This is a genomic window from Mucilaginibacter sp. 3215, from assembly GCF_050433785.1.
Taxonomy (GTDB): domain Bacteria; phylum Bacteroidota; class Bacteroidia; order Sphingobacteriales; family Sphingobacteriaceae; genus Mucilaginibacter.
The window spans coordinates 60,085-73,091 of sequence record NZ_JBNPWO010000016.1; the positions used below are offsets into that span (position 1 = coordinate 60,085).

Here is a 13,007-nt window from a genome sequence, read left to right on the forward strand (position 1 = left end):
TGATTTTTTCTAAAAACAAAAGAAACTAATTAACTTTTGTTGAAAAAAACATCAACTACAGATATTTCAGGATAGAATTGGGGAAAATGCCTAATAAAACAAGCAGAAAACTAACAACAGTAGCTAAAACCAGTAAATTATAAGATCTTTCACTGGCAACTTCAGCATTTTCTGTTCTTTTCAGAAATAAATACAAAGGAATTTTAAGGTAATAAAATAACGATACCACCGTGGTTATAGCGCCCGTTATCATCAGCGCCAACAGCCAGCTACTGTGTGTTTGCTCATAGACGCTGTAAGCCGCCGAAAACACAAACAGCTTACCCGTAAATCCCGCCGTCACCGGGATCCCCGTTAAAGAAATGAGGATAATTACAAAACAAACCGAAGCTACAGGGTATTTTAAGCCCAGCCCTTTGTAAGCTTCCACCTCTTCGGCATTCACAATATTGCTGAAGTACGATGCCAGTGCCAGCGCCCCGATATTAGCCAATGCATAAACGGCCAGGTAATAGGTTAATGATGATAGCCCCTGTAAATTAAACGTAACCACCGCCATTAAAGCAAAACCGGTATGGCCAATGCTTGAATAAGCCAGCATCCTTTTTACATTACTTTGCAAAACGGCTGCAAAATTTCCGGCTATCATGGTGATGATACCAATAGCTGATAAAACAATGCTAAAATCAATCCCCTTCCAGTCGGCCGAAAACAGGAACAAAGGCATCACATTTACCAGCAATGCAAAGGCTGCTATTTTAGGTACCGTTGACAGGTATGCGGTAACCGGCGTGGGCGCTCCCTGGTAAACATCGGGTACCCAAAAATGCATCGGCATAAATGATAACTTAAACCCGATGCCAATCAGCACCAGTACTAAAGCAAATGAAGCACTCACCGGGTTTACATTAGGCAACTGGGCTACAATACCCGGCAGATCCAGCGAGCCGCTGAAGCCGTACAGTAACGAGATCCCGTATAGCATAACAGCCGATGATGCCGCGCCGAAAAGCACGTACTTTAAACCAGCTTCGGTACTCAAAGCAGTTTCAGACCGGTAAGCCACCATCAGGTATGACGCTATGGATACCATCTCGATGGCAAGATAAACCGAGAGCAGGTTAATGGCCATAGCCATTAAATGCAGACCTAAGATAGATGCTATGGAAATGGTATACAGGTCTGATAACCCTTTTGGATGCGCCTTCAGCTTGTCATCCCAGGTAAAATTTAACAGGAGAATGAATGAAAGCACATCGATAATGATCTTGAAAAATACCGCCGACCTGCGCAGCAGTAACATACTGCCGAAAATAACATGATCGCCGTCAAGGATTAGGGCTACCTGCTGCAGGTCTTTAAACAACACCAGCAGCAAGCCGGCGCAGGCTACTATTTTACAAAGCTTTACAGATCTGCGCCCAAATATCAGGTCGGTTATCAGCACTACCAAAAACAGCCCGGTTAAATAAATTTCGGGCATAAAATAGGGGATGCTGCCAAAAACATTGGTTAACTGAACTGATATATGGGGAAGCAGATCGTGCATTATATTTTTATTGTACTATTACTGATTGATTTTTGGGGTATTTAACCTGATATTTTAGTTTCACCTTCTTTTCATCGAGCGAATTTAACATGAAATTCCATGAAACCCTACCTGTTGTTGCATCAGGTTTTGCGCCAGATGTTTCCTGCGCCTCTACTTCGATATCTTTATTTTGCGAAACAGGTACCTGGTCTTCAACCAATAAATTAACCGACTGGCTTTTCCTGTTTTTTACGTCGATAAGCCAGTTACGGGTTTCCTTTTGGTTTGAACCTGATGACTGGCGCATGGCCAAACCTTTCTCCAGCGTACGGGTAACAACAATATTTTTATCGGTACCTAACGATAGGTTCAGTGTATCGGTAGTAGCATCGGTATTAATCAGCGACTTGCCAATGTATGTTCCTTCAAAAAACAGGTTGGCCTCGCCCGAAAGAAAACTGTATTTATTCCAGTTGGTAAGCTGCGCGGTAAGGAATACATCGGTACTCAATTTTGGCGCCACGTAATATTGATAAGTAGCATCAATATTATATTGGCTAATTTCAACCGCATACTGTTTGCCATCACTTGGTACCGTATAAGGGTTAGCGATGTTAAACTCAATATTGGTTTGGTTCTCTTCTTTTTTTACTTCGATAGGAACCGTGTTAATTATATTTTTATCTTGTATTCTCGCAACAGCACCGGTCAAATCCTTTTTATGTTCAACTTCACCATAACCAATTACAACAACTTCATTCAATTGGTTTGAAACCGACTTTAGCGACACATTGATCATTGGCGCATTGGCCTGCCTTTCTAATGTTTCATATCCAATAAAACTATAAGTAAGCACAGCATTGGCGTTAGGTATCTGGATGCTGTAATTTCCACCGGCATCACTTACGGCCCCTATTGATGTACCTTTTACCCTGATGCTTACACCAGGGACGGAGCTGTTATCATCCCTGCTCACTATTCTACCCATTACTTTAGTTATTGGAACACCAGTACCTGAATAGTACATACCGAAGTTAAGATAGGTAGGCGTAAGTTCGGGCTTCGCCCCATTTACGCTTGGGTTACCGGTTGATAAGGTAAGCTTAGCGCTTTTCCAGTCCTCACCCGTTTTTTGCGACACGTTGGCTTTGTAAACGATAGTTATTGGACTGTTCACATTTTTAGCACGGATATCGTAGGTAGGGAACCAGCTGGCGTTTCGCACCAGATAACTTAAAGTAAAATTTGCCTGCAAGGCTACTTTTGCCGATACGGTGACCAAAACATTACTGGTTGTTTTAACACCTGCTTTATTAATCTCTGCAATTTGTTTATTATAATCTTCCAGCTCGTCGTTAAACAAATCTATCTGATCATTTACGGCTTGCTGATTCTTTTTGATCTCGTTTAAGCGAGCTGTCTGAAAGTCGAGTGTCTGTTTCAGTCTGATCGGATCCAGCGCAACATTAGTACCGTTGCTCACCGGGTTTTTAGCCAGTGTATTAGCTTCTTCCTGGTAAATAGAGAGCATGTTATTTTGCAAGGCTATTTTGTTTCTTACCAGTTTTACCTTCGCCTCAATAGCCTGTATGTTTTTTTGCCTGATGTCATTATCGGCAAAATCAAGTTCGTGATTAACCGAAAGAATGGTAAAATCGCCGCCTGCATTTACCTGGATACTCTGCACATCAATTCCAGGCGACAAGTTTTCAAACACCAGCGTTGATGTGCCTGGACTGATATTGACTAACGCTGTACGACTTACCTGCGCCCCGTTCAAAAACACGGTTACTTTCTGAACTTTGGAGGCTACCTTCTGGCCTTCATCGGCCCTTGTTGCTGCAGCGATAAAAAGCAATGCTGCTGCGATAGATAATTTTTTAAACATAATTCCTTCGGTTAAATACATACCATCTGTTATTTTGCTTATGCCCGGGTTGCCGGGGGCAGCGTAAATAAAAGATGCAGGTGTATGCACTTTTCCATAAATGAATTTATGTTGAAACACTATTTTTTTATTTAGCCTGTAAAAACTGTATCAATGCCAATACCGAATCATTGATTTTTCCAAACACCAACGACGGCATCAAACCTAAAGCCAATGCTGCAGCGGCAAGTGGTATCAGCGCCAGCTTTTCGCGGATGCTTACATCGGTAAGTGCTATTTTCCAAACCTCGCCACCTTTAAGTGATACTTTTCCGAAGAACATGCGCTGCAGCGTCCACAGGAAATAAGCCGCTCCCAACAGGATCCCTACCGAACCGCAAACAGCCATCCAGTATGGCAGCAAACCGTTAACCGTTGGCGATTTAAATGTACCCGCCAGTGTAAATGCTTCGGCCACAAATGCCGAAAAGCCCGGCAGCCCCAGTGAGGCAAAGAAAGCCACCATAACAAAGGCTGTATATTGAGGCATCTGAGTGCCCAACCCGCGGAAATGATAAATATCCCTGTCGTGCACGCGGTTATAAACCACGCCCACCAAAAAGAACAGCATTGATGATAAAAAGCCATGGCTTACCATCTGCATTACCGCGCCGCTTACACCTTCGGCAGTTTGCGAGGCAATGCCCAGCAGCACAAAACCCATGTGCGATACGGAAGAGTATGCGATCATCCTTTTCAGATCGCGCTGGGCCAGCGCATTGCAGGCGCCATATAATATCGAAACAACCCCAATCAACCCAAGCCAGAAAGCGCCGGAAGAAGCTATCTCCGGGAAAATTCCCAGACAGATGCGGATGATGCCGTAACCGCCTATTTTAAGAAGCACACCGGCAAGAATGATAGATACCGGTGTAGGCGCTTCAACGTGCGCATCGGGCAACCAGGTATGTAAAGGCACAACCGGTACTTTGATGGCAAATGCAATAAACAATACCACAAAACCAACCGTACGCGCAGGCATCCCCAATATAGTTTGATGTGCCGCCACTGAAAATACCGAACCTTGGGTATAATTGGCAGGGTTCATCATCTGGATAATATTGAAAGTATGGCTACCTGTAGCCGGGTCATTTACTGATAGGTATAAACCTACCATCACCAGTAACATAAATACTGAACCAAACAGGGTATACAAGAAAAACTTGATGGCCGCATACTCCCGGCGTACACCGCCCCACATTCCGATCAGGAAATAGAGCGGCAGTAACATGAGCTCATAAAACAGGTAAAACAGGAAGAAATCCAAAGCGCAGAATACACCCATCACGGCCATATCCAACAGTAAAAACAAAAGGAAGAAACCTTTGAGATTGCTCTTGATTTCCCAGGAGGCCAGCGTAGCAACCACCATCACCAGTGCCGACATTACCAATAGGGTTACCGAAATGCCATCTATCCCTACAAAATAATCTATCTGCATTTTGCCCATGCTGCCCAGGTTAAGGGCAATCCATGGCAGTTTCTGTACAAACTGAAACTGGTCTTCATGGTTAATACCTGCCGTTGCCGCACCTGTTTTAAAGTTAAGGTAGATCGCGATGCTGATACCCAGCTGCAAAAGCGTAGCCAGCAGGGTAATATATTTAAAACTCCCCCGAACCGACGATGGCAGCAATACGATCACCAACGCAAACAGTACAGGTATAAATATGAGTAGGGTTAGTAGGTTCATTAAATTCAGATCAGTATTTTTAAAATAAAGAGTACCAACACAATGAGCAGCATACTATACAGGTAATACTGCACCTTGCCGTTTTGAAACTTACGTGCAAAATTGCCAATACTTTGCACTAATGCAGCCATTAAATGCAAAAATCCGTCGACAATATATTTATCGCACCAGGCGGTAAGGTCTGCCACCTTCCTGCTCAGCCTTTCAATTAAATGGATCAGCCCGTCAATGATATTCCTATCAAACCAAAAACAGGTTTTGCCCAGGCCAAGTACTGGTTTTACAATCACTTTCTTATAGATCTTATCCAAATACCACTGGTTATAGGATAAGCGGTAAAAGAAGCCTGTTTGCGGAAACGAAAACGTATTTTGTTTTACGTAGATGGCATAAGCGGCATACATTACAAATACACTCAATATATTTACCCCAATCGGGATAATGGTGTGGTAGATGTTTTCGCGGGCCATAAATTCGGCAGGCTTTAAGCTTTCAAATAGCCAGGCCTTTTCATAAAAGAATGGATTAAGCGAAAATAAGGGGAACAAACTGCAAACCGCCAGTAATATCAAAGGCACACGATACTGCCAGCCACCATCGCTGATGTGTAGTTTAATTTCAGGGTGATGTTTCAACAGACGAAACTCTCCGAAAAACACCTTCACTATCAGCCTTGATACATAGAAAGCGGTAAGCCAGCTGGTAAATAAAGCGCCGGCAGGGATCAGTTTAAGCCATGCACTTCTACCCTCGCTCCATTCAAAAGCCTGGATCAGGATGCCATCTTTTGAAAGATAGCCCGAAGTAAGCGGAATACCTATAAGCGCCAGTGAACCAACAATTGCCACAATAAAAGTTAATGGCAGCTTTTTACGCAAGCCACCCATGTACTGAATATTTTGCGGGTCGATATCCAGGTTATTTTCCTCCCTGATATGCTGCATTTCGTGAATCACAACCCCAGCCACCAAAAACAGTAAACATTTAAAGAAGGCGTGCGTAGCCAAATGGAATAGCGAAGAGCCATAAGCCCCAACCCCCATCGCAAGGATCATATAACCCAATTGCGATATGGTTGAGTAAGCAAGCACCCGTTTTAAATCGTTTTGCGTAAGCGCAATAGTGGCGGCCATGAAAGCGGTAAAGCAACCTATTATAGCAAGAACCGTTAACTCCGTATCGGTAAACAAAGGATAAACCCTGCCCAGCAAAAATACACCGGCAGCCACCATAGTAGCCGCGTGGATCAGTGCCGAAACCGAAGTCGGCCCTTCCATGGCATCAGGTAGCCAGGTATGCAACGGGAATTGTGCCGATTTGGCCGCAACAGCCATAAATACACCAATGCAGGCCACGTATTGCCATACAGCAGGAATCTGCCCTGAGGCAGAGATCCACAAACCATCATGAATAGCCGATTTAAATACCAGGTTATCATTAATGAAAAGCGTAGCAATATCGAACGTATGGAACTGGGCAAATAGGATAATGATAGCACTTAGCAAACCGATATCGCCGATGCGGTTCATGATAAAGGCTTTTTTATTGGCCTGTACGGCTTTATCCTTAGTGAACCAGAAACCGATAAGCAGGTATGATGAAAAACCTACCAACTCCCAGAAAGCATAGAACAGCACCAGGCTATCTACAATCACCAAACCAAGCATACTGAAACAAAAGAAGCTGAGGTAAGTAAAGTATCGACTGTATCTATTGTCGTGCTTCATGTAAGCAATGGAATAGATGTGAACAGGCAAGGCAATCAGCGATACCAGCAGCAACATCAGCGCTGACAGATTATTAAGCAGGATGCCTGCAAAGACTTTGGTGTTGCCAATGGTAAACCATAGTTTTTGGGTGTGCAGCGGTTGTTGGTTCCACACCCTTGCAAACACAATGGCTGATAATACGCAACCCACCAAAATGGCCAGTGTTGAAATCCAGCCCGCCGCTTTACTTTTTACCGGCAGGCAAAAGTTGATCAAAGCAGCAAACAAAGGCAATGCCATAGCTGCAATGGTGTAGCTGATGATGGTATCGGTATATTGTAATGCGGTGTTCAATTATCTATTTTGCTTTTATTTCTACTGAGGGCGGTATAGAATCATGCTCCATTACATAATATAAACTAAACTCATTGTAAGTCGCCTTCTGTGAAAGAATAGTGTATAATTGTTCGATTCGTACAGACGTCATTGATTTATATTCACGCCCATTTATTATGTATATTAACGAACTATCATCATTATGATGTTTTTCAAGATACGATTCATATTCCTTTGAAAGCGCGGCGATTTTCTGTTTATATTGTTTTACAGCATAGTCCCGGGTCGTAACAATTATTAGTTTGAAGCTCGTCGGGGCGTTAATTATTGAGTCAGTTTTTTGTTTTATAAATTCAACACTATGAACATCTTTCAATTTCAAACCCCTGAAATTCCTATCCGATTGCTTTCCGTCAACTACATATTTATAACTACTATCTCGAAAGTGGCTAAACTGCTCATTACGTAACAAAGTATCACTCGGATTTATGAATGTAAGCGATGTGCTATCCAGATCCCCTTTAAGCAATATCCCGCCAAATATCATAGATCGGGAAAGTAAAGTAGTATTGATCTGTTTTCTTAATGTACTTACAAAGGTGTCAGCAGCTTGAGCACATGCAATGACCGGAATTAAAGCGACCAGAAAGAAAATAAACAAAAGTTTTCTCATATTTAATCCCTCAAATTTTTAATCTCATCCGGGTCAATGGTTTTATACCTCCGGTAAACATTCAGGATGATAGCCAATGCCACGGCCGTTGTAGCCGCCGCCAGCACAATGGCAAACAGCGCGAATACCTGGCCGCCGTTATTTAGCTTATCATATTTACCAAAGGCTACCAGGTTTAAAATGGCAGCGTTCAGCATCAGCTCAATACCTATTAATACCTGTATGGAGTTGCGTTTGGATACGATCATGTACATGCCCGTACAAAACAGCAAGGCACCTACCAGTAAAAAATCGGTTAACGTGATCATGCCCTGCCCTCCTTACGTGATAAATGTGCCGCACCTACCAAAGCCATCAGCAATAACACAGAGATGGCCTCAAAAGGCAATAGGTAAGTGGTCATGAGGTTAACGCCTATATTATCAATGGTTGATGATGTTGGCGTTATTTCATTTTGCTGCGTGATAGATTGCTTTACCCAGGGCAGTTTATCTGCATCGGCTTTGAGGATAATGTTTACAATCACCGCTAAAAACAATACAGCCAGTATAACTGCCGGTACCTTAGCCATATTAATGAATTTACCTTTGCGTTGCTCTATCACATTTAGCGTTTCGCGCCCAGAAAGCATAAACGCAAAAAGGATTAATACCAAAATGCCTCCCACATAAATTACCACTTGCGTTACGGCAACAAAGTCGGCAAGGGCAATTACATACAAGCCAGCTAATGCAAACAAGGTCACAAAAAATATAAAAATACTCCTGACCAGGTTTTTACTTAAAGCAGCATATAGCGCCGAGCCAATGGCAATAAAACTCATTCCATAAAACAACACACGGATCAAGGTCATGCCCCGCCCTCCTTTTGTTTCATGGCGGCTAATTTGGCAGCCTGCTTTTCGGCTTGTTGCTTATCAAAAAGTGCACGCTTTTCCCCGGCATCTTCGGGCGTCATATCCGAAAACTGGTAAACCAGATCGCTTAGCTGAAAAACGGTTTTATCATACTGGTTGGTCATGGTGATGCACTCGGTTGGGCACACAATAGTACACAAACCGCAATACATACACTTGGCCATATCAATATCAAACTTGGCAGCATATAAACGCTTGGTTGTACCGTCGGATGTTTGGCCGATAGCTTCCGTAGCCTTGATCGATTCAATATCAATACAATTAACCGGGCAAACCTTGGCGCACAGATCGCACACTATACAATCGTCCATTTCCACATCCAGCTGATACCGGCCTACTTCCGGCACCGGCAGCTGCTGCTTAGGATACTGTATGGTATTTGTACCATGCTCCAGCTGTTTAAAGTAATTACTGGCGCTCACGGTTACAATCTCCCTTTTGCCGTTACCCGCAAAAAGATGACGTATGGTAAGGCTTAAACCTTTCCATGCCGTTGTAAACGCTTTTATTACTTTCTGAACCATGATTTTTAGGATTTTAGGATTACCAGGATATTGCCTTTCTCTCCGTTAAATCCGTTATTTTATATTTTAATAAATTCTATATTTCAACTTTTCCAAATCCGAAATCGAACATCCGAAATCAAAAATCACATTAACCACAACCTCCACACGCCCGATATCAGCATACAAGCGAAAGCCGCCGGGGTCAATACCTTCCAGCAAAGGTTCATGAGCTGGTCAACCCGCAAGCGGGGTAATGTCCACCTGATCCACATCTGAACACCCACCAGGCCCAATGTTTTTATTACCACCCATAATATCCCCCAGGCTACCCCGGTTGTCCAGGTTGCCAGTTTAACGCCGCCTATGTTAGGCAATGGCGTATTCCAGGCACCTAAAAACAATATTACTGCTATCATGGATACCAGGAACATCATCGAGTACTCAGCCAAAAACACGAGCGCAAAGCGGATGCCCGTAAACTCGGTATGAAAACCGGCAACCAATTCAGACTCTGCCTCCGGAATATCAAAAGGCGCACGGTTACTTTCGGCCAGTGAAGCTATAAAATAGATCACAAACGCGATCAATAAATGTGGCGCACGGAATACATTCCAGCTAAACAAACCGCCTATTTGAGATACATCCCAAAAACCAGCGAATTTTATCTTTTCAGTAGCCAGGATGCCCTGCTGAGCTGAGATCACCTGCAAATCCAAGGTTTGTGCTATCATTACCACAGATATAATAGCAAAGCCTGCGGGAATCTCGTAAGAAATGATCTGCGCTGCCGAACGCATAGCTCCCAATATCGAGTATTTATTATTCGATCCCCAACCTGCCATTAGGATCCCCAATGTTTCTATAGAGATAATGGCGAAAATATAGTAAAGACCAATATTTGTTTTTGAAGGGATAAGTCCGGGAGCCCAGGGTAATGCTGCAAAGCCAAGATAAACGGCTATGAATATCACCGCCGGAGCCAGCATAAACAACCATTTGTCTGCTGCTGCCGGGATAATCAGTTCTTTCTGGAGCATCTTTAAAATATCCGCCAGCGTTTGTAGTGTACCATATTTTCCCGTTTCCGTAGGGCCAAGCCTGTCTTGTATAAACGCTGATATTTTACGCTCGGCATATACACCGAATAAAGCGAAAAAGGCCGAAAAACTGAACAACCCGATTGCTGCAATAAAATATGTAAAATAATAGTTCAACAGGAATATTTGCTTAAGGGTGCAAACTTACTAAATGTTGAGTTATTTAGAATGATTAAATTATATATTAAGTTGATAGGGTTTATTGGTGATTGAGTTTAGTGAATGGTTGATTGAGTTGATTAGGTGGTTGTTTAATTTCGTTTTTTAGCGCAAGTCTTGTGTGATGGGATTAGCGTGGATGACTTGTGCCTTCTACGTAACATGCAGGGTTTCGTCGCGACGTCATTGCGAGGTACGAAGCAATCCCCAAAATAGAGAGCCGATATGTAGAGCCTCTGTAAAGTTCGCGATTGCTTCGTACCTCGCAATGACGTGTGGGAATCAACACTTCACCAAATCATTTGCCGATATAAACGTTGATTTTACCGGGGCCGAGAAGAATAGCGAGGCATGATGGTCAAAATCGGCAGTATCATCGGTAGTGGTATAAAACTTATTTTCGCCGTTCCGGCTAAGCTTTTGCTCAATTTCTGGGTGGCGGTTTAAATAACTAACAAGGCTTTTAGCCACGATATCGCCCTGCCCTATAACATTAATGCGTTCGGGCAAATGTGCTTTTATTTTGTCCTGGATAATAGGATAATGTGTACAGGCCAACAAAATGGTATCGATGTTGGGCGATTGTGCCATGATTTGATCCAGGTACAGCTGCACAAAAAAATCCGCGCCGGGTTTATCGTATTCCCCATTTTCAATCAACGGCACCCAAAGCGGACAGGCCTGCTGGTAAACTTTTATGTCGGGGAAAAAATTCTGGATCTCGAGCAGGTATGAGCCAGATTGTACGGTGCCCTTTGTGCCAAGCACCCCAATCTCTTTGGTTTTGGTATAATCGCCAATAACCTCGGCCGTAGGGCGGATGACGCCCAATACCCTTTTCGACGGATCATCTATCTGTTTAAGGTCCTGCTGCTGGATGGTACGTAATGCCTTGGCCGATGCCGTATTACACGCCAGGATCACTAAGGGGCATCCCTGGTCAAACATCCACTGCACACATTCCCAGGTATACTGGTGTATGGTGCTGAATGAGCGGTTACCATAGGGAGCACGGGCATTATCGCCCATATAAATATAATCATAGCCGGGCAGTTGTTCAATGATAGAACGGAACACTGTTAGCCCGCCATAACCCGAATCAAAAATACCAATTGGTTGATTTGACATATACAAACATAAAAAAAGCGCCCCGTAATTACGGGGCGCTTTTGTATAATTTACTTAAAGGTGATTTTATTTTAAACCTAATTTCAATTTCACGGCAGCCATCAGGTCGTCGCCTGCAGGAGATACGATCATGCTAACCTGTGATGAATCCAATACATAAGCGTAACCTTTTTCTTTAGCTACCGCTTGTACAGCCTGGCTAACTTTATCAATAATGGGTTTGCCTAATTCTTGTTTTTTAGCATCAACTTGTTGCTGAGCATTGTTTTGGTAATCGTTCATGCGTTTCTGAATATCCTGCAATTCAGAAGTTTTTGCCGAACGGGCAGCATCTGTCAAAGTTGAACCGTTTTTTTCCAGATCGGCACCCTTGGTTTGTAACTCATTGTTCATAGTAGTTAACTGATCAATGAATGTTTTTTGATAGGCCTGTAATGTTGTAGAAACAGTTTTAGTTTCAGGCATCTGGTCAATAACCTGGCTAAAATTAACATAACCTATTTTTGTTTGCGCTTTAGCGAAACTACCCACGAACAACATACCTGCTGCAACTAAGGCGACTTTAAATAGTTTTTTCATTTTGTTTTGTGTCCTGTGTTTAATAATGGATAATAATTATCTGTTTGTTTTTGTAACGTGTATCAACAAATTACTCATGAACTAACGCCGGGAGAGCTTACAATGAACAGGAACATTTGACGCTACCCCTTACCCCGGCTAAAATAGCAATGTGTAATTTAAATGGCAAACATAAAAAAAGCGTCCCGTTTAATCAGGGCGCTTTTTGTATGTCTTTTGTATTTCTTATTTCAAGCCTAATTTTAATTTCACAGCTGCCATCAGGTCATCAGCATCAGGTGATACCAATAAGGTGATCTGTGATGAATCTAATACATAAGCATAGCCTTTTTCTTTAGCTACAGCCTGTACTGCCTGGGTAGCCTTATCAATAAGCGGTTTACCTAATTCCTGCCTTTTAGCATCAACCTGTTGTTGGGCATTGTTTTGGTAATCATTCATACGTTTTTGAATATCGGTAAGCTCGTTTTCTTTAGCGGTACGTACAGCATCGGTCATGCTTGCCCTTTTTGACTGGTAGTCCTGGCCTTTTGTCTGGTACTCATTATTCATTGTAGTAAGCTGATCAATAAATGTTTTTTGATAAGCCTGTATCGAAGCAGTTACAGTTTTAGTTTCGGGCATCATATCAATCAGCTGATTGAAGTTGATGTGGCCGATCTTAGTCTGAGCATTTGCAAAGCTGCCCGCAAATAACAAACCTACTGCAACTAAGGCAACTTTAAATAGTTTTTTCATTTTCCTTTTTCTGTG

General features: G+C 42.8%; 12 protein-coding genes. All 12 read right to left on the bottom strand.

Features of this window, described 5'->3' with window-relative positions; all coding sequences use genetic code 11:
• Positions 1–55: 55 nt before the first annotated feature.
• Positions 56–1,549 (bottom strand): NADH-quinone oxidoreductase subunit N, encoded by a 1,494-nt coding sequence (locus tag ABIC84_RS21510; RefSeq protein ID WP_429264903.1) that lies wholly within the window; start codon positions 1,547–1,549, stop codon positions 56–58.
• 7 nt (positions 1,550–1,556) lie between these two features.
• A complete protein-coding gene (locus ABIC84_RS21515) occupies positions 1,557–3,539 on the bottom strand; it encodes a mucoidy inhibitor MuiA family protein (RefSeq protein WP_429264904.1) in 1,983 nt (660 codons plus the stop codon).
• 7 nt (positions 3,540–3,546) lie between these two features.
• Positions 3,547–5,151 carry a complex I subunit 4 family protein gene (locus tag ABIC84_RS21520; protein WP_426581354.1) on the bottom strand — a complete coding sequence of 535 codons (1,605 nt, stop codon included), beginning with the start codon at positions 5,149–5,151 and terminating at the stop codon, positions 3,547–3,549.
• 5 nt (positions 5,152–5,156) lie between these two features.
• Positions 5,157–7,214 carry an NADH-quinone oxidoreductase subunit L gene (gene nuoL / locus ABIC84_RS21525; RefSeq protein ID WP_429264905.1) on the bottom strand — a complete coding sequence of 686 codons (2,058 nt, stop codon included), beginning with the start codon at positions 7,212–7,214 and terminating at the stop codon, positions 5,157–5,159.
• A gap of 4 nt (positions 7,215–7,218) precedes the next feature.
• The gene (locus ABIC84_RS21530) at positions 7,219–7,869 is read right to left on the bottom strand and encodes a hypothetical protein (protein WP_429264906.1); all 651 of its coding nucleotides are present in this window, start codon (positions 7,867–7,869) and stop codon (positions 7,219–7,221) included.
• Positions 7,870–7,871: 2 nt separating this feature from the next.
• A complete protein-coding gene (gene nuoK, locus ABIC84_RS21535; protein ID WP_091222011.1) occupies positions 7,872–8,177 on the bottom strand; it encodes an NADH-quinone oxidoreductase subunit NuoK in 306 nt (101 codons plus the stop codon).
• Positions 8,174–8,722, bottom strand: coding sequence for an NADH-quinone oxidoreductase subunit J family protein (locus ABIC84_RS21540; protein ID WP_429264907.1), 549 nt, complete (start codon positions 8,720–8,722; stop codon positions 8,174–8,176). The genes nuoK and ABIC84_RS21540 overlap by 4 nt, the downstream gene beginning before the upstream one ends.
• Positions 8,719–9,309 (bottom strand): 4Fe-4S binding protein, encoded by a 591-nt coding sequence (locus ABIC84_RS21545; RefSeq protein ID WP_429264908.1) that lies wholly within the window; start codon positions 9,307–9,309, stop codon positions 8,719–8,721. Before ABIC84_RS21545 ends, ABIC84_RS21540 begins: the two co-directional genes overlap by 4 nt.
• Positions 9,310–9,434: 125 nt before the next feature.
• Entirely contained in the window at positions 9,435–10,505 is a 1,071-nt protein-coding gene (locus tag ABIC84_RS21550; RefSeq protein WP_429264909.1) for a complex I subunit 1/NuoH family protein, read from the bottom strand.
• 324 nt (positions 10,506–10,829) lie between these two features.
• Positions 10,830–11,675 (bottom strand): glutamate racemase, encoded by an 846-nt coding sequence (gene murI / locus ABIC84_RS21555; protein WP_090531914.1) that lies wholly within the window; start codon positions 11,673–11,675, stop codon positions 10,830–10,832.
• A 66-nt stretch (positions 11,676–11,741) separates the two neighbouring features.
• Positions 11,742–12,254, bottom strand: a complete 513-nt coding sequence (locus ABIC84_RS21560; protein ID WP_090531916.1) for an OmpH family outer membrane protein — start codon at positions 12,252–12,254, stop codon at positions 11,742–11,744.
• Positions 12,255–12,479: 225 nt separating this feature from the next.
• The gene (locus ABIC84_RS21565) at positions 12,480–12,992 is read right to left on the bottom strand and encodes an OmpH family outer membrane protein (protein ID WP_090531918.1); all 513 of its coding nucleotides are present in this window, start codon (positions 12,990–12,992) and stop codon (positions 12,480–12,482) included.
• Positions 12,993–13,007 lie beyond the last annotated feature (15 nt).